The following is a 17910-nucleotide window of genomic DNA, read 5'->3' on the forward strand; positions in this document are numbered from 1 at the left end:
GCTCGCATCATGGCCGACGCCCTGCTGTTCAACCCCGCCACGTACGACCCCGCCCACTTCGACCCCGAGACGCGCCGCCTGCTGCGCGCCACCGTCGACTGGTTCGAGGAGCGCGGCAAGCGGCGGCTCATCGAGGACTACCGCAACCGTGTCTGGCTGGAGGACTTCCTCGCGTTCGCCGCCAAGGAGCGCCTCTTCGCCACCTTCCTCACCCCGGCCGCCGACGGAGGCGGCGAGGAGAGCAAGCGCTGGGACACCGCCCGTATCGCCGCCCTCAACGAGATCTTCGGCTTCTACGGGCTGGACTACTGGTACGCCTGGCAGGTCACCATCCTCGGCCTCGGCCCCGTCTGGCAGAGCGACAACGCGTCCGCCCGTGCCCGCGCAGCCGAACTCCTCGACCAGGGCGAGGTGTTCGCGTTCGGTCTCTCGGAGAAGTCGCACGGCGCCGACATCTACAGCACCGACATGATCCTCACCCCGGACGCGGACGGCGGGTTCCACGCGACCGGCTCCAAGTACTACATCGGCAACGGCAACGCGGCCGGGATCGTCTCCGTCTTCGGCCGCCGCTCCGACATCGAGGGGCCCGAGGGCTACGTCTTCTTCGCCGCGGACAGCCGCCACCCCGACTACCACCTGGTCAAGAACGTCGTCGACTCCGGCAAGTACGTGAGCGAGTTCCGCCTGGAGCGCTACCCCGTACGCGCCGAGGACGTGCTGCACACCGGCCGCGCCGCCTTCGACGCCGCGCTCAACACCGTCAACGTCGGCAAGTTCAACCTGTGCACGGGCGCCGTCGGCATATGCGAGCACGCGATGTACGAGGCCGTGACCCACGCCCACAACCGCATCCTCTACGGCCGCCGCGTCACCGACTTCGCCCATGTGCGCCGCGAGATGACCGACGCCTATGTCCGCCTCGCCGGCATGAAGCTCTTCAGCGACCGGGCCGTGGACTACTTCCGCAGCGCGAGCCCCGAGGACCGCCGCTACCTCCTCTTCAACCCGATGACGAAGATGAAGGTGACCACCGAGGGCGAGAAGGTCATCGACCTCCTGTGGGACGTCATCGCCGCCAAGGGCTTCGAGAAGGACACCTACTTCTCCCAGGCGGCCGTCGAGATCCGCGGCCTGCCCAAGCTGGAGGGCACGGTCCACGTCAACCTCGCCCTGATCCTGAAGTTCATGGGGAACTACCTCCTCAACCCGGCGGAGTACGCCCCGGTTCCCACGCGCCACGACGCGGCCGACGACGCCTTCCTCTTCCGCCAGGGCGCGGCGCGGGGGCTGAGCGCCATCCAGTTCCACGACTGGCGCGCCGCCTATGACGCCCACGCCGACCTGCCCAACGTCGCCCGTCTCCGCGAGCAGGCCGACGCGCTGTGCACGCTCATCACCACCGCGGCCCCCGACGCCGAGCAGGCCAAGGACCTCGACCTGCTCCTGGCCCTCGGCCAGCTCTTCGCGCTCGTCGTCCACGGCCAGCTCATCCTGGAGCAGGCGGAGATCACCGGACTGGACCGGGACGTCCTCGACGAGCTCTTCTCCGTGCTCGTCCGCGACTTCTCCGCCCACGCCGTCGAACTGCACGGCAAGGATTCGGCCACCGAGGCGCAGCAGGAGTGGGCGCTCGGCGCGGTCCGCCGCCCCGTCACCGACGCCGACCGCTCGGCCCGCGTCTGGGCCCGGGTCGAGGCGCTCTCCGGCGCGTACGAGATGAAGCCGTGAGAGCGGTGTACGAAAAGAAGGCCTGAGTAAAGCCGCGCAGGCCGCCCGCCTCGGCCAGGATGGGTGCATGGCATTCCATGTGGATTCCGAGGCCGGGCGGCTGCGCCGCGTCATCCTGCACCGCCCGGACCTGGAACTGAAGCGGCTCACTCCGTCCAACAAGGACGCACTGCTCTTCGACGACCTGCTCTGGGTGCGACGGGCGCGGCAGGAGCACGACGGATTCGCGGACGTGCTCCGCGAGCTCGGTGTCGAGGTCCATCTCTTCGGCGATCTGCTGGGCGAGAGCATGGAGATCCCCGAGGCGCGCCGGCTCGTACTGGACCGGGTCTTCGACGAGAAGGAGTACGGCCCGCTGGCCACCGACCACCTCCGGGCGGCCTTCGAGCACCTGCCGATATCCGAACTCGTCGAGGCGCTCATCGGCGGCATGACCAAGCGGGAGTTCCTGGAGCGGCATCCCGAGCCGGTCTCCGTCCGGTTCCACGTGATGGACATGGACGACTTCCTGCTCGCGCCGCTGCCCAACCATCTGTTCACCCGGGACACCTCCGCCTGGGTCTACGACGGTGTGTCGATCAACGCGATGCGCTGGCCCGCCCGGCAGCGGGAGACGGTGCACGCCGAGGCGATCTACCGGCACCATCCGCTGTTCACCCAGTCCGGCGCCTTCCACGTCTGGTCGGAGGGGCAGGGCGCCTATCCGTCGACGATCGAGGGCGGCGACGTGCTGGTGATCGGCAACGGCGCCGTGCTCATCGGGATGAGCGAGCGGACCGCGCCGCAGGCGGTGGAGATGCTGGCCCGGGGCCTCTTCGCGGCGGGTTCCGCGCGCACGATCGTCGCCCTCGACATGCCGAAGGCTCGGGCGTTCATGCACCTGGACACGGTCATGACGATGGTCGACGGGGACACCTTCACGCAGTACGCGGGGCTGGGGATGCTCCGCTCGTACACCATCGAGCCCGGCTCGGGCGAGCAGGAGCTGAAGGTCACCGACCATCCGCCGGAGCACATGCACCGGGCCATCGCGGCCGCGCTCGGCCTCGACGGCATCAACGTCCTCACGGCCACGCAGGACGTGCACTCGGCGGAGCGGGAGCAGTGGGACGACGGCTGCAATGTGCTGGCGGTCGAGCCGGGCGTGGTCGTGGCCTACGACCGCAACGCGACCACCAACACCTTCCTCCGCAAGCACGGCATCGAGGTGATAGAGATCCCGGGCGGTGAGCTGGGGCGGGGCCGGGGCGGCCCGCGCTGCATGAGCTGTCCCGTGGAGCGGGATCCCGTGCGGTAGGCCGCCCGGGGGAGGGGATCGTATAGGGATGCGGGTGGTCGTATAGACTTCCATCGAACATTGCCGTAGTCGTGACCGAGGAGCCCCCCGATGGCGACAGACCTCACCGGCCGCCACTTCCTCAAGGAGCTGGACTTCACCGCCGAGGAGTTCCGTCATCTCCTCGATCTGGCGGCGGAGCTGAAGGCGGCGAAGCGGGCCGGTGCCGAGGTGCAGCGACTGCGGGGCAGGAACATCGCCCTGGTCTTCGAGAAGACCTCCACGCGGACGCGCTGCGCCTTCGAGGTCGCCGCGGCCGACCAGGGAGCCTCGACCACGTATCTCGACCCCGCCGGCTCGCAGATCGGGCACAAGGAGTCGGTGAAGGACACCGCCCGCGTGCTGGGCCGGATGTTCGACGCCATCGAGTACCGGGGCCACGGCCAGGACGTCGTGGAAGAGCTGGCGGAGCACGCCGGGGTCCCGGTGCTCAACGGTCTCACCGACACCTGGCACCCGACCCAGATGCTCGCCGACGTGCTCACCATCGTCGAGCACAGCGAGGGCTCCCTGGAGTCGCAGGCCCTCGCCTACCTCGGCGATGCCCGCAACAACATGGGCAACTCCTACCTCGTCACGGGCGCGCTGCTCGGCATGGACGTACGGATCGTGGCGCCCCGCCGGCTCTGGCCCGCGGACGCGATCATCGCCCGCGCCCGCGAGCTGGCGGCCTCCTCCGGCGCGCGGGTGACCCTCACCGAGGACGTCAGCGAGGGCGTGCGGGGGGCGGACTTCATCGCCACCGACGTTTGGGTGTCGATGGGAGAGCCGAAGGAGGTCTGGGACGAGCGGATCGAGCTGCTCGGGCCGTACGCGGTCACGATGGACGTGCTGCGCGCCACCGGCCGCCCGGACGTGAAGTTCCTGCACTGCCTGCCCGCCTTCCACGACCTCGGTACGGTGCTCGGTCGGGAGATCCACGCGCGCCACGGGCTGACCTCGCTCGAGGTCACCGACGAGGTCTTCGAGTCGGAGCACTCGGTGGTCTTCGACGAGGCGGAGAACCGGATGCACACCATCAAGGCCGTGCTGGTCGCCACTCTCGCCGGGCCCGCTGCCTGACCGCACGGCGGATCGCCGGCCCGAACCGCCCGACCGCCGACCGTCCCACTGCCTGTCCGCCCGACCGGCATACGGTCTGTCCGCCCGAGGGCACGGCCTGCCCGCCCGACCGCAGGGGCCCGCCTTGACGTACGCCCGCCCGCCCGACTCGGGCGCCTTCCACGACCCGCCACCCGCGACCCACCGGAACTCCGGAACGGCCGCAGGCGTCTTCAGTCGTATCGCGTACTCGTGACGACAGTCATGAAGAGGTGATAGCTTCGGTGGGCAGGTATCAGCCGTCCGGCGAGGGAGGCCGTACTCCATGAGCCCGTTCACCGGTTCCGCCCGAGCGACCGAGGAATGGCGGCACTTCCGCCTCACCCGGGACGGGGGAGTCGTCACCGTCACCCTCGACCGCCCCGACAAGCTGAACGCCCTGACCTTCGAGGCGTACGCCGATCTGCGCGACCTCATCGCCGAGTTGGCCCGGGACGGGTCCGTGCGTGCCCTGGTGCTCGGCGGCGAGGGCCGGGGCTTCTGCTCCGGCGGCGACGTGGACGAGATCATCGGCGCCACGCTCTCCATGGACACCTCCCAGTTGCTCGACTTCAACCGCATGACCGGGCAGGTCGTCCGGGCGCTGCGCGAGTGCCCGTTCCCGGTGGTCGCCGCGGTCCACGGCGTCGCGGCCGGAGCCGGTGCCGTCCTCGCGCTCGCCGCCGACTTCCGTGTCGCCGACCCGTCGGCCCGCTTCGCGTTCCTCTTCACCAAGGTCGGGCTGTCGGGCGGCGACATGGGCGCGGCCTATCTGCTGCCGCGCGTGGTCGGGCTCGGGCACGCCACCCGGCTGCTGATGCTCGGCGAGCCGGTCCGCGCGCCGGAGGCCGAGCGGATCGGCCTCATCAGCGTGCTCACCGAAGAGGGGCAGGCCCATGCCGAGGCGAGCGCCCTCGCCCGGCGGCTCGCCGACGGCCCCGCGATGGCCCACGCCCAGACCAAGGCCCTGCTCACCGCCGAACTCGACATGCCGCTCGCCGCTTCGATCGAGATGGACGCCTCCACGCAGGCGCTGCTGATGAACAGCGACGACTACGCCGAGTTCCACGCCGCGTTCACCGAGAAGAGGCAGCCCAAGTGGCAGGGCAGGTAGCCGGGTCCGGCCCGATGCGGATCGCGGTCGTCGGCGGAGGTCCGGGCGGGCTGTACGCGGCCGCGCTCCTCAAACGCCTCGACCCGGCGCGGGAGGTCACCGTCTGGGAGCGCAACGCCCCCGACGACACCTTCGGATTCGGGGTCGTCCTCTCCGACGAGACGCTCGGCGGCATCGAGCACGCCGACCCCGTCGTCCACCGCGCGCTCCAGGCCGAGTTCGTCCGCTGGGATGCCATCGACGTCGTGCACCGCGGGCACACCCTCTCCTCCGGCGGCCACGGCTTCGCCGCCCTCGGCCGCCGCCGGCTCCTGGAGATCCTCCACGAACGCTGCCGCGGCCTCGGCGTCGAGCTGCGCTTCCGCGCCGAGGCGCCGCCCGCGGCCGAACTCGCCGCCCGCCACGACCTGGTGATCGCGGCCGACGGCGTGCACAGCCTGACGCGGGACGCCGCCCGCGACGCGTACCGGCCCCGGATCGAGACCCACCGCTGCCGCTACATCTGGCTCGCCGCCGACTTCGCCTTCGACGCCTTCCGCTTCGAGATCGCCGAGACCGAGCACGGCGTCATGCAGCTCCACGGCTACCCCTACGCCCCTCCCGGCACGGCGCGGCACCCGCACGGCGCGTCCACCGTCATCGTCGAGATGCGCGAAGAGGTCTGGAGCAGCGCCGGCCTCGACCGGTGCGACGAGACCGAGTCCACGGAAGCGTGCGCGAAGATCTTCGCCGACGCGCTCGGCGGCCGTCCGCTGCGTGGCAACAACTCCAGCTGGATCGCCTTCCGTACGGTCGTCAACGACCGCTGGTCGCACGGCAATACGGTGCTGCTCGGCGACGCGGCCCACACCGCCCACTTCTCCATCGGCTCCGGCACCAAGCTCGCCGTCGAGGACGCCCTCGCGCTCGCCGCCTGCCTGGAGGAGCAGCCCGACCTGCCCGCGGCGCTGGCCGCGTACGAGACCGAGCGGCGCCCCGTCGTGCAGTCGACGCAGCGCGCCGCCCGCGCGAGCCTGGAGTGGTTCGAGGACCTCGGCACGTATCTCGACCAGCCGCCACGGCAGTTCGCATTCAATCTGCTGACCCGCAGCCGCCGCATCACCCACGACAATCTGCGGCTGCGCGACCCGGGGTTCGTCGCCGCCGTCGAGCGGGAGACGGGCGTGGAGCCCGGAACACCGCCGATGTTCACGCCGCTCCGGCTGCGCGGACTGACCCTGCGCAACCGTGTCGTCGTCTCGCCCATGGACATGTACTCCGCCGAGGACGGCACCCCGGGCGACTTCCACCTCGTCCACCTCGGCGCGCGGGCCCTCGGCGGCGCCGGCCTGGTCATGACCGAGATGGTGTGTGTGAGCCCCGAGGGGCGGATCACCCCCGGCTGCGCGGGACTGTACGAACCCGGGCACGAGACGGCGTGGCGGCGCGTCACCGACTTCGTCCACGCCCAGGCGCCGGGCGCCGCCGTCGGAGTCCAGCTCGGTCACTCCGGCCGCAAGGGTTCCACCCGGCTCATGTGGGACGGCATCGACCAGCCGCTCCTGGAGGGCAACTGGCCGGTGGTGGCTCCCTCGCCGCTGCCGTACCGGTCGGGTGTCAACCAGGTGCCGCACGCGCCGGACGCCTCCGAACTGGCCGGAATCCGCGAGCAGTTCACGGCAGCGGCCCGCCGCGCCGCGGACGCCGGGTTCGACCTTCTCGAACTCCACTGCGCCCACGGCTACTTGCTCTCCAGCTTCCTCTCCCCGCTGACCAACCGGCGCACCGACGCCTACGGCGGCGACCTCACCGCGCGGCTGCGCTTCCCCCTCGAAGTCTTCGACGCCGTACGGGAGGTGTGGCCGGACGACCGGCCGATGACCGTCCGCATCTCGGCCACGGACTGGGCCGAGGGCGGCACCACGGGCGAGGACGCCGTCGAGATCGCCCGCGCCTTCGCCGCCCACGGCGCGGACGCCATCGACGTCTCCACCGGCCAGGTGGTGCCCGAGGAGCGGCCGGAGTACGGACGCTCGTACCAGACGCCGTACGCCGACCGGATCCGCAACACCCTCGGCGTCCCGGTCATCGCGGTCGGCGCCATCTCCTCCTGGGACGACGTCAATTCACTGGTGCTCGCGGGCCGCACCGACCTCTGTGCCCTCGCCCGCCCGCACCTCTACGACCCGCACTGGACGCTCCACGCCGCGGCCGAACAGGGCTACACGGGCCCCGGCGCCCCCTGGCCGCTCCCGTACCAGGCGGGCAGCCGCACCCCGCCGACGGGCCGCACGGACGGCCCGAAGCCGAGGCTGAGCCTGGGGGCGGGCGGGAAGAGCTGACGGATCGGCGGATCGGCGGGCATCGCCATCGCTGCTCCCTCCTGGTCACCGAAGGTCCGCCCCGACATGGTCGGAATAGTCCCCGCGCGGGGAAGTGGTCGGATGAACCAACGATCGGCAGCGGCCGGGGTCATGCCGCCGACAGCACGCTCCGCGCGTAGGCCGTCGCCGGAGTGCGGAGTCTGGCGTGGAGGGCCGTGAAGACCTCCGCGCTGCGGGCGCCCGGCCAGTCGGCGGGGAGGAGCTCGGGGGCCAGGCCCGGGTCCGCGTACGGGACGTGCCGCCAGGAGTCGATCATCAGCAGATGGTCGCGGTACGCCTCCTCGCGGTCCGTCGTCCGCCGCGACGTCCAGCGCCGGAGCATCGGCTCGTGCTCGTCCAGGAACGCCTGGTGGAGTTTTGCGATCGCGTCCAGGTCCCACCAGCGGGCCACCGCGCCGGGTGTCGGCTCGAACCCGGTGTGCGAACCGGTGAACAGGTCGACGTACGGGGCGAGTTCGAGCCGACCCAAGGTGTGGCGGGTCTCCTCCAGCAGATGCGCGGGGGCGATCCATACGCCCGGAGCGGCCGTGCCGAATCCGAGGCGGGCCAGCCGGGAGCGCAGCAGATGGCGCTTGTTCCGCTCGTGCTCGGGGACGGAGAAGACGGCCAGGACCCAGCCGTCGGCCAGCCGCGGCGGCCGGCGGCCGAAGATGCGGCGGTCGCCGTCGTCCAGGAGCTGCCGGGCGCCCTCTGAGAGGACATACCCGGCCGCGCCGTCGGCCGTACGGGCCGGGGCCAGCAGTCCGCGCCGCTTCAGCCGGGAGACGGCTGAGCGGACCGACGGCGGGTCCACCTCCACCGCACCCAGGAGCCGGATCAGTGCGGCGATCGGCAGCGGCTCGTCCCCGGGTGTGCGCCCGCGCCCGTACGCGCCGTAGAGCGTGACGATCAGGGAACGGGGGGTGTGCTCGGCCACGTGATCACTCTAGAGGGTGAGCGGACGGTGAGGTTGTCCGCCCGGTGTCCGCCCCGCTCCGCCCGGTGTCCGTCTCCGCACGCTCGGCCTCCGCACGCTCGGCCTCCGCGTTGCGGAGCCGGAAGCGCTGCAGCTTGCCCGTCGCCGTACGGGGCAGTGCGTCGAGGAAGACGATCTCGCGCGGGCACTTGTACGGCGCTATCCCCGCCTTGACGAACTCCCGCAAGGAGGCGACGGCTTGGGCATCCCGGCGCGCGCCCTCGCGCAGGACCGCGTACGCCACCACGACCTGGCCCCGCTCCTCGTCCGGCCGGCCGACGACCGCCGCCTCCAGGACGTCGGGGTGGCGGAGCAGGGCGTCCTCGACCTCGGGCCCTGCGATGTTGTACCCGGCGGAAATGATCATGTCGTCGGCGCGGGCGACGTAGCGGAACCAGCCGTCGGGCTCCCGTACGTAGGTGTCGCCGGTCATGTTCCAGCCGTCCCGGACGTACTCCCGCTGCCGTTCGTCGGCCAGATAGCGGCAGCCCGTCGGGCCGCGCACCGCGAGCAGCCCCGGTTCGCCGTCCGGGACGGGCAGCCCGTCCGCGCCCACGACGCGAGCCTGGAAGCCGGGCACGGGAACCCCGGTGGTGCCGGGCCGGATCGCCTCGTCGGCGGCGGAGATGAAGATGTGCAGCAGCTCGGTCGCCCCGATGCCGTTGATGATCGGGATCCCGGTCCGCTCGTGCCAGGCGGTCCAGACGGCCTCGGGGAGGTTCTCCCCGGCCGAGACGCAGCGGCGCAGCGAGGACAGATCGTGGCTGTCGAGCCCGTCGAGCATCGCCCGGTACGCGGTGGGGGCGGTGAAGAGGACCGACACCCGGTGGCGTTCGATCGCCTCCGGGAGCTGCCGCGGTCCGGACTGCTCCAGCAGCAGCGCGGACGCCCCGGCCCGCATCGGGAAGATCACCAGGCCGCCGAGGCCGAAGGTGAAGCCGAGCGGCGGGCTGCCCGCGAACAGGTCTTCCGGGCGGGGCTTCAGCACGTGCTCGGAGAAGGTGTCGGCGATGGCGAGCACATCGCGGTGGAAGTGCATGCACCCCTTGGGCCGTCCCGTGGTGCCGGAGGTGAAGGCGATCAGCGCCACGTCGTCCGCGGAGGTGGCGACGGCCTCGTAGACCTCGGGGTGGGACGCGCTCCGGGAGAGGAGGTCCTCGGGGCCCTCCCCGCCGTAGGTGCAGATCCGCAGTTCCGGAACCTCGGCCTTCACCAGGTCGTCGACGGCGCGGATGTCGCACAGCGCGTGCCGGATCCGGGCCGTCTCGCAGATGCCCGCGAGCTCCAGCGGGCGCTGCGCGGCGAGCACGGTGACGGCGACCGCGCCCGCCTTCATCACGGCGAGCCAGCAGGCGGCGAGATGGGGCGTGGTGGGGCCGCGCAGCAGGACGCGGTTGCCCGGCACGACGCCGAGATCGGAGGTGAGGACATGCGCGATCCGGTCGACGCGGGCGCGCAGCTCGCCGTACGACCAGATCTCGCCCGTGCCGTCGACGAACGCGGGCCGGTCGGGGCCGAACCGCTCCACCGTGGTGTCCAGCAGCTCGGCGCCGCAGTTGAGCCGGTCCGGGTAGCGCACTCCGGGCAGGTCGAAGAGCAGCTCCGGCCACTGGTCCGGTGGCGGCAGGTGGTCGCGTGCGAAGGTGTCTCGGTGAGCTGACGGCTTGAGCTCCATGGCGGGTGTGCCCCCTCGTACGCGGTCCTTGAATGGGGTGGATTCAGGCCCGTGCGGTTGCGGATGAGCGTAACGTGATGGTGACGACAGTCAAGAGTCCGCGATACGAGAGAGGGTTCCCGATGCCCGTGTTCGCGCTCGATCCGGAGCAAGAGGAATGGTGTGCGCAGGTGCGCGGGACGGCCGCGGAGCGGCTGCGGCCGCTCGCCGAGAAGGGCGAGCCCGGCCGGGTCAACCGGCCCCTGGTGGCCGCACTCGGTGAACTCGGCCTGCTGGAGCGGGTGTTCCCCGGATGGGCACCCGGCGCGCCCTCCGGCGTTCCCGCGGGGGAGAGGCGTGTCTCGGCCCTGGACCTGTGCCTGCTGCGCGAGTCCCTGGCCCGGGAGTGCACCGAGGCGGAGACCGCGCTCGCCCTGCAGGGCCTGGGCGCGTACCCGGTGGTCCAGGCGGGCAGCGGGGAGCAGCGTGCACGCTGGATCCCCGAGGTGGTTTCCGGCCGGGCGGTCGCCGCGTTCGCGCTGAGCGAGCCCGCGGCCGGCTCCGACGCGGCCGCGCTGGAGCTCGCCGCGGAAGCCGACGGGGCCGGCGGCTGGCGGCTGACGGGCGAGAAGTGCTGGATCTCGAACGCCCCCGAAGCCGATTTCTACAGTGTCTTCGCCCGCACGGGTGAGGGCGCGGGTGCCCGTGGCATCACGGCCTTCCTCGTCCCGGCCGACCGCCCCGGCCTGTCGGGCGAGCGGCTCGACATGCTCTCCCCGCATCCCATCGGCTCCGTGCGCTTCGACGGCGTACCGGTCACCCCCGACGATGTGCTGGGCGAGCCCGGCCAGGGCTTCGGCGTCGCCATGCGGACCCTGAACCTCTTCCGGCCGAGCGTCGGCGCGTTCGCCGTCGGGATGGCGCAGGCCGCGCTCGACGCGGCACTGGCGCACGCGGCGCGGCGCACCGCGTTCGGCGGGCCGCTGAAGGACCTCCAGTCCGTCTCCCACCAGCTCGCCGAGATGGCGACCCGTACAGAGGCGGCTCGGCTGCTCGTCCACGCGGCCGCGGCCGCGTACGACAGAGGTGCCGCCGATGTCGCCAAGCGCGCGGCCATGGCCAAGCTGCTCGCCACGGAGACGGCGCAGTACGTGGTCGACGCCGCGGTCCAGATCCACGGCGCGCGCGCCCTTCAGGCGGGGCATCTGCTGGAGCACCTCTACCGGGAGGTCCGGGCGCCGCGGATCTACGAGGGCGCCACCGAGGTCCAGCGCACCATCATCGCGAAGGAGCTGTACCGATGAGTGAGGACACGAACGGCGGCCCGGGTGGCGCGGGTGGCGCGGACGGCGCGGACGGCGCGGATCGTGCGGGTGGTGCGGGCAGTGTCGGCGGTGCGGGCAGTGCGGGCAGTGCGGGCAGTGCGGGTGGCGCGGGCGGTGCGGGTGGCGCGGGCGGTGCGGGTGGCGCGGGCGGTGCGGGTCGCGCGCGCGGTGCGGGCGGTGCGGGTCGCGCGCGCGGTGTGGAGGGCGCGGGGCGAGGCGCCCTGACGCGTATCAACCCGCCCGAGCTGTCCCCGCCGACGGGCTTCAGCCATGCCGTGACCGCAACCGGCAGCCGGCTGGTCTTCCTCGCCGGGCAGACGGCCCTCGACGGCGACGGCAAGGTCGTGGGGGAGACGTTGCCGGAGCAGTTCGGCACCGCGCTCACCAACCTCCTCGCGGCCCTGCGCGCCGCGGGCGGGGGGCCCGAGCACCTCGCGCGTGTCACCGTCTACGCCACGGATGTCGCCGACTACCGTCACCACGCGGCCGAACTCGGCCGCATCTGGCGCCGGTTGGCGGGCCGGGACTACCCGGCGATGGCGCTGATCGGGGTGGTCAGACTCTGGGACGAGCAGGCGATGGTCGAGGTGGACGGGTTCGCGGTCCTGCCGTAGGAGGCAGCCCCGCGGCAGGGCTCGGTCCTGCCGCGGGACGCGGTCCCGTCGCCGTGCGCGATAGCGGCCGCAGAGCTTGCCCTGCCACAGGGCTCGGTCCTGCCACAGGGCTCGGTCCTGCCACAGGGCGTGGCAGGGTAGTTGGGAGACGTTCCGCCTGAAGACTCGGTGCGGCCGCGGGGCTTGGCCTGCCGCAGTCCCCGGCCTCATCGGAGCGCGCGGTCCGGCCGTGGGTGTGGTCCGGCCGTGGGTCGTGGTCAGGCCGGAAGCGCGGTCCTGTTACGGGACTTCGGTTCCGCCCCGGGACGCGGCGGGGGCGTGCCGGTACGGCGACGGCGGCGTGCGGCGTACGGCGTACGGTCAGCCCGCCGCGCGCGGGGCCACCAGGCGCAGCTCATACGCGAGGATCACGGCCTGTGCCCGGTCCCGTAGCCGCATCTTGCCGAACAGCCGGTTGATATGGGTCTTCAGCGTGTTGTCGCTGATCGTGAGGCGCTCGGCGATCTCGGTGTTGTTCAGTCCCTGGCCGATGAGCGTGAGCACCTCGACCTCGCGCGCCGTGAGGTCCCGGACGGAGGTCGGGGGCCGCCGGGGGCCGCGCTGGCGTGCGAAATCGGCGATGAGGCGCTTGGTCACCTCGGGAGCAAGCAGGGCGTTGCCCTCGGCCACCACCCGTACCGCGTGCAGCAGTTCGGCGAAGGTCGCGTCCTTGAGCAGAAAGCCGCTGGCTCCGGCGGCCAGGGCGTCGTAGACGTACTCGTCCAGCCCGAAGGTGGTGAGCATCAGGACTTTGGTCCCGTCGCAGGGCGTCCTGTCGTCGGGCGTTCCGCCGTCGGGTGTCTCGCCGCGCGGGGCGAGTATGGCGCGTGCCGCCTCGATGCCGTTCATCCGCGGCATGCGGATGTCGAGCAGCGCGACGTCCGGGCGCTGCTCGGCCACGATCCGGACCGCTTCCTCCCCGTCCTCGGCCTCGCCGACCACCTCGATGTCGTCCTGCGTGGCCAGCAGGTTCACAAAGCCGCTGCGCACCATGGCCTGGTCGTCCGCGATGATCGCCCGTATCACCATGGCGCCGCACCATCTCTCCGGCGCCGTCCGCTCCGCCCGTTCACGACGATGACCTCCCCGGATCCTCGGCGAGGGGGAGCAGCGGGAACCACGCCTCGATGAGGAAACCGCCCCCCGGTCCCGTACCTGTGGACAGGTCGCCGCCCAGCAGCGTGACCCGCTCCCGCATGCCGATGATGCCGTGCCCGCCGGGCGGCTTCTCCTTGGGCGGCCCCGGGCCGTCGTCGGTGATCCGGAGCAGTATGCGGTCCGGCCGGCGGGCGAGGGCGACCACGGTGTGCGCACCGGGCGCGTGGCGGCGGGCGTTGGTCAGGGCCTCCTGGACGATGCGGTAGACGGACAGCTCCACGGACGGGAGGAGGACGGGCCGGGGGTCCTCGGACCGCAGTTCGGCGCTGCCACCGACCGTCCGGTGCTGTTCGAGCAGGTCGGCGAGCCGGTCCAGGGTGGGCTGGGGCGCCACCCCGCTCTTTTCTCCGCCGTCCGTGCGCAGGGCGTTGAGGAGGTTCCGCAGCTCGCAGAGCGAGTCGCGTGCGGTGCCCGCGATGAGCTGGAACGCCTCGCGCCCCTCGGGCGGGAGGCCCGGTGTGGTGTACGTGGCGCTCTCGGCCTGCACCGCGATCATCGAGACCGAGTGGGACACCACGTCGTGCAACTCGCGTGCGATGGCGGCCCGTTCGGCGTCGGCGGCCCGGCGCCGCTCCACCGCGATCAGCCGGGCGTGGGCGGTGGAGCGCTCCTCCCGGCTGCGCACCGCGTCCCCGATGCTGACCGCGGTCACCATGCTGGCGGCGAGCACGAAGAACTCCGTGTAGTACGTCAGCCAGTACGCCTGGTGCAGCGACGGGAGCAGGAACCCGTACGCGATGAGGTGCCCCGCCTGGAGCACCGCCGCGGAGGAGACGGCGGCGATGTGGAGCACGACGGACGGCAGGATGCGGTGCCGGGCGAGGGTGTAGAAGCCGATCAGCCCTGCGACGGCCGACGTCGCGAACACCTCGCGCCAGAACAGGATGCTCGCCAGCGCCGCGAGCACCGCGACGACGGCGACGGCCGGACGCGCCCGCCGCCACATCAGGGCGGCCACGGCCACGATCGCCATCGCCAGATCGAGTTCAGAGGTCCCGGGCGTGCGCTCCACCAGTACGTACGCGGCACAGGTCAGCAGCGCTCCGCTCGCCCACGGGTAGACCGGGGACGTGACCACGGCGCGCGGTGCCACATGGGCGGACTCGACGCTCGACCGGAAACCGGTCCAGGTGGGGGACGTCATGGCGTCGATTCTTGGGCACGGGAAGGCGGAGCGCGTCACCTCAGAGGGTGATCCCTACCCCTGGAGTCAACCTCGGGGGTGAGACGGGAATTGGCCGCCTCGTGTGACGAAATGCCGGTTGTGCCCGGCTTAATGTCGTGGTCCTGATGCGACGAGGTGTCCCGCTTCCGCACTCCGGACGGCGCGCAGCCGGACGTACGGACGGTGGCCACGGCGGCGTTCAACTCGGTGTTCGACGCGACGCTCACCTCGGCGTTCGATGCGGCGCTCACCTCGGTGTCCGCGGCGTTCGCGGTGCCCGCCGCGGCCTCGACGCCGCATCGGTGATCAGGACTTTTCCACACGACCGCCCGCCGCGGGCCTGGTTCCGCCTGCCCGAAAGAGAGATCCGCCCGTGTCCGGAAAGCCGTCCCTGAGGGCGATAGCCCGCGCCGTACTGGTACCGCTGGCTGCGGTTTCCCTGACCCTGGGGCTGACCGGATGCTCCTCCGTCGACACCGTCTCGCCGGAAACCGCGAGGGCGGAAGGAGCGGAGGCCGGATCGCTGGGGAAGGCGCGACGGGGCGGTTCCGGGGCCGTCGACTGCGAGAAGGCGAAGTGCATCGCCCTCACCTTCGACGCCGGACCCGGCCCCGCCACCCCGCGGCTGCTGGACACCCTGAAGAAGGAACGGGTGCCCGCCACCTTCTTCCTGCTCGGCAAGCGCCACATCGAGCGGTACCCCGACACCGTCCGCCGGATCGCCGACGAGGGCCACGAAGTCGCGAACCACACCTGGTCGCACCCGCGCCTGACCGACGTCTCCGACGACCGGATACGCGAGGAACTCGACCGTCCCCAGCGCGCGATCGAGAAGATCACCGGACACCGCCCCCGGCTGATGCGCCCTCCCCAGGGCCGTACCGACGAGACCGTCTCGAAGATCAGCAAGGAACTCGGCCTGGCCCAGGTCCTGTGGAGCGTCACCGCCAAGGACTACGAGACGAACGACTCCGCCCTCATCGAGCAGCGCACCCTTGAGGGTGCCGACCGCGACGGCATCATCCTGCTGCACGACATCTACCCGGGGACGGTGCCCGCCGTGCCCGGCATCATCGAGCAGTTGAAGAAGCAGGGGTTCACCTTCGTCACGGTGCCGCAGCTTCTCGCACCGGGCGTCCCGGTGCCGGGGGAGGTCTACCGGCCGTGAGCCGGAACGGAAGGCGGGGCGGCGCGGTGCGACGGGCGTCGCCGGGCCGGGCCCGGCGACGCCGTCACCGTGACGAAAGCCCCCCGGCTGCCTGGGTGCCCTCCTCGTTTCCCGAGGCGTCCCCGAGGTACGAGCCCGCGAGCAACGCGCCACCGCAGAGGAAGCCCGTGAAGCCCACTGCCCACCGCCACCCCCCGCTGACATCGAACATCAGCAACGCGGCACAGGCGATGGCAACCGTGAAGCAACCCAGCGTCATCACCCCGACGTAGCGCGGCCACTGGGCATGCGGGTCCCAGAGCCGGAGCGGTCGTTGGGATCCTGAGGGATCCAGCTTCTCCACGGGCGCGCCACTGTCGGACAAGGTCCGTGCGTGAGCGACCTTGAGTGATCCGTGCGCCACCCATCCCGCGTCGGAAACCAGAACGGCGGGCGTCGTCTTCGGCGAACCGCTCCTACCGCCACTTCCGTGGCGGGCGTCCCACGACAGCCACAACGGCTGCCCCGTGACCGCAGGGGGCAGATCGTGTTCCGTGATGTTCAGCAGGAAGTGAACGGTGCCCGCGCCGGTGTTGATGCCCAGGCCCTTTGCCTTGTCGTCCTTGCGGGCGCCCGAACATGTGCCTCGTACGGCCTTGTCCCGTCGTCCCAAACGGGAGAAGGAACGCAGCCCCAGCGCTCTGATCGGCCTGCCGATGGCCACGCAGAGGACAAAACCCCACACGGCCAGGAGGATCGTGACCGAGGAGCGCGGCAGCGTGTCTCCCCGCACCTCGTGGCCGAGGGTGTGTTCATCTCCCGCCACCGCACCCAGTCGTGGCTCGGCAGGCGCGTACAACACGGATACCCGGTCACCCGGGCGCAGTTCATCGTGCGATTCGGCGCTCACTGTCGCGGGCACGGACGTGGTTCCGTCCGGCAGCCGAACAACCGCTGTCGATACGTAGTAGCTCTTGCCTCTACTCGGGTCGTGGTACTGGGAATCGATGACCTTGCCGACCGGGACTTGGGCGAAGTCCGCACCGGCTGACTGGATCCGCTCCACCAGGTCCGGCCTTTGCGGTGTCCCGGCTGCCATCGCGAGCAGACCCGTACACAGGGCGAAGGCACCGAGACCGAGGCACTGGGTCCGCAGCACCTGGCCCCACCGGGAAGGAATCGTCCGTGGGAGTACCGGGGATGCGTCCCCGTCCCCGTCCATCTCTGTGTTCGTAGTGGCGAACTCCTCCGCGGCCACGGCGCTGAATTGTTGCCGCCCACCCATCCTGCGCTGGTGCAGAAGTACCAGGGTGGCGCATGCCAGGACACAACCCAGCGAGATCAGGATGGCCGACCGGCGCATGGCCGGATCCGAGTTGAACAGCCATAGCCCGAGGACGGCCGTCCAGGCCGCGCATCCGAAGCCGGCGCACCACGCGCCGAACCGACGCGAGTTGCCGGACCGGACAGCAGCGACTGTTTCGTGCATCACCCGAAGACCTCTCCGATGGTGTCCAGCCGTTCGTGTCCAGCCGTCGTATGGCCATGGTGGTGACGGGGCTGGACGCCGAGGCCGCCCAGGATGACGTTGCCGGGGAACCTCCACGAGGAGCCTACGGAAGTCTTCCGAAGCGCGGCAGTGCGGGGTTGATCAGCGTCGAGTGCACGCCGGCCGGCCGGTCGTCCATCGCGGAACCGCAGTGGGCGACCTGCTGATCCGGCGTCAAAGCGGAACGCGGGGCGCCGGTCGCTGACGCTTTCCGGGCGGTGCAGAGATGGCGGCGGGGCGGGTGATGCGCGGAGGAGGCTCTGTCCGCGCGCCCCGAACTACCGCCGGTTTGACGTCGGTTGGCGGGGGAAGACGCACCACACCAGACCCCCTGCGGCCTGCGTGTCCACTCCGCTCCGCAGTCGTCGTGGCCGGAAGCGGTCATTCGATGTCTGTCTTCTTTCGAACTTTTGTCATTCCTGCGCTGGCCTGACACGGTTCTAGCGGAGACTTGTCGCAGTTCATCTTGTTTCGTCCCGTGCGACCGAAGAGGCTTATAGCCAGAGTCCGGTGCTTTGTCTTCAGCGCCGACTCCCCGCCGTCGACGGCGCGCAGACACCGCGCCCGCAGCGATTCGCCCGACGGCCCCTTCGTGGCGAAGAACCGCCCCTGGACCGGCCCCGGCTCGGAACGAGCGCGGAACGGCCGGCGGGTGCCACCGGCAACCGGATGCGCACCCC

The 17910-nt window shown here is 71.5% G+C and carries 14 protein-coding genes; 9 read left to right on the plus strand and 5 right to left on the minus strand.

Going from position 1 to position 17910, the window contains the following annotated elements; genetic code table 11:
- The first annotated feature begins 9 nt into the window (after positions 1-9).
- The 5 genes from ACGFNH_RS12415 to ACGFNH_RS12435 all read left to right on the plus strand — a co-directional run bounded on the left by ACGFNH_RS12415 (position 10) and on the right by ACGFNH_RS12435 (position 7582).
- The gene (locus ACGFNH_RS12415; RefSeq protein ID WP_393653036.1) at positions 10-1731 is read left to right on the plus strand and encodes an acyl-CoA dehydrogenase family protein; all 1722 of its coding nucleotides are present in this window, start codon (positions 10-12) and stop codon (positions 1729-1731) included.
- Positions 1732-1798: 67 nt separating this feature from the next.
- Positions 1799-3028 (plus strand): arginine deiminase, encoded by a 1230-nt coding sequence (locus ACGFNH_RS12420; protein ID WP_393653037.1) that lies wholly within the window; start codon positions 1799-1801, stop codon positions 3026-3028.
- A 90-nt stretch (positions 3029-3118) separates the two neighbouring features.
- Positions 3119-4129 (plus strand): ornithine carbamoyltransferase, encoded by a 1011-nt coding sequence (argF, locus tag ACGFNH_RS12425; protein ID WP_393653038.1) that lies wholly within the window; start codon positions 3119-3121, stop codon positions 4127-4129.
- A gap of 304 nt (positions 4130-4433) precedes the next feature.
- A complete protein-coding gene (locus ACGFNH_RS12430; protein WP_393653039.1) occupies positions 4434-5261 on the plus strand; it encodes an enoyl-CoA hydratase family protein in 828 nt (275 codons plus the stop codon).
- A gap of 14 nt (positions 5262-5275) precedes the next feature.
- Entirely contained in the window at positions 5276-7582 is a 2307-nt protein-coding gene (locus ACGFNH_RS12435) for a bifunctional salicylyl-CoA 5-hydroxylase/oxidoreductase (RefSeq protein WP_393653545.1), read from the plus strand.
- Between the two features lie 130 nt (positions 7583-7712).
- On the opposite strand, the gene ACGFNH_RS12440 is transcribed toward ACGFNH_RS12435, so the two are convergent.
- Both ACGFNH_RS12440 and ACGFNH_RS12445 read right to left on the minus strand, forming a co-directional pair.
- Positions 7713-8540: a PaaX family transcriptional regulator C-terminal domain-containing protein gene (locus tag ACGFNH_RS12440; protein ID WP_393653040.1), complete on the minus strand. Its 828-nt coding sequence runs from the start codon at positions 8538-8540 to the stop codon at positions 7713-7715.
- 4 nt (positions 8541-8544) lie between these two features.
- Positions 8545-10254 (minus strand): AMP-binding protein, encoded by a 1710-nt coding sequence (locus ACGFNH_RS12445; protein WP_393653041.1) that lies wholly within the window; start codon positions 10252-10254, stop codon positions 8545-8547.
- A gap of 122 nt (positions 10255-10376) precedes the next feature.
- Here ACGFNH_RS12445 and ACGFNH_RS12450 point away from each other — a divergent pair, with 122 nt between their 5' ends.
- Positions 10377-11537 (plus strand): acyl-CoA dehydrogenase family protein, encoded by a 1161-nt coding sequence (locus ACGFNH_RS12450; protein WP_393653042.1) that lies wholly within the window; start codon positions 10377-10379, stop codon positions 11535-11537.
- 242 nt (positions 11538-11779) lie between these two features.
- Entirely contained in the window at positions 11780-12172 is a 393-nt protein-coding gene (locus ACGFNH_RS12455; protein WP_393653547.1) for a RidA family protein, read from the plus strand.
- Positions 12173-12532: 360 nt separating this feature from the next.
- Here ACGFNH_RS12455 and ACGFNH_RS12460 read toward each other — a convergent pair whose 3' ends face one another.
- On the minus strand, positions 12533-13240 hold the full coding sequence (locus ACGFNH_RS12460; RefSeq protein WP_393653043.1) for a response regulator: 708 nt from the start codon (positions 13238-13240) through the stop codon (positions 12533-12535).
- Between the two features lie 40 nt (positions 13241-13280).
- Positions 13281-14513, minus strand: coding sequence for a sensor histidine kinase (locus ACGFNH_RS12465; protein WP_393653044.1), 1233 nt, complete (start codon positions 14511-14513; stop codon positions 13281-13283).
- A gap of 156 nt (positions 14514-14669) precedes the next feature.
- Between ACGFNH_RS12465 and ACGFNH_RS12470 the strand changes: the two genes are divergently transcribed.
- Both ACGFNH_RS12470 and ACGFNH_RS12475 read left to right on the plus strand, forming a co-directional pair.
- Positions 14670-14840 carry a hypothetical protein gene (locus ACGFNH_RS12470; RefSeq protein WP_393653045.1) on the plus strand — a complete coding sequence of 57 codons (171 nt, stop codon included), beginning with the start codon at positions 14670-14672 and terminating at the stop codon, positions 14838-14840.
- 67 nt (positions 14841-14907) lie between these two features.
- The gene (locus ACGFNH_RS12475; RefSeq protein ID WP_393653046.1) at positions 14908-15702 is read left to right on the plus strand and encodes a polysaccharide deacetylase family protein; all 795 of its coding nucleotides are present in this window, start codon (positions 14908-14910) and stop codon (positions 15700-15702) included.
- Between the two features lie 64 nt (positions 15703-15766).
- On the opposite strand, the gene ACGFNH_RS12480 is transcribed toward ACGFNH_RS12475, so the two are convergent.
- Positions 15767-17170 carry a hypothetical protein gene (locus tag ACGFNH_RS12480; protein ID WP_393653047.1) on the minus strand — a complete coding sequence of 468 codons (1404 nt, stop codon included), beginning with the start codon at positions 17168-17170 and terminating at the stop codon, positions 15767-15769.
- Positions 17171-17910 lie beyond the last annotated feature (740 nt).

Origin of the sequence: Streptomyces sp. NPDC048639, assembly GCF_043199075.1 — a bacterium.
Classification (GTDB): domain Bacteria; phylum Actinomycetota; class Actinomycetes; order Streptomycetales; family Streptomycetaceae; genus Streptomyces.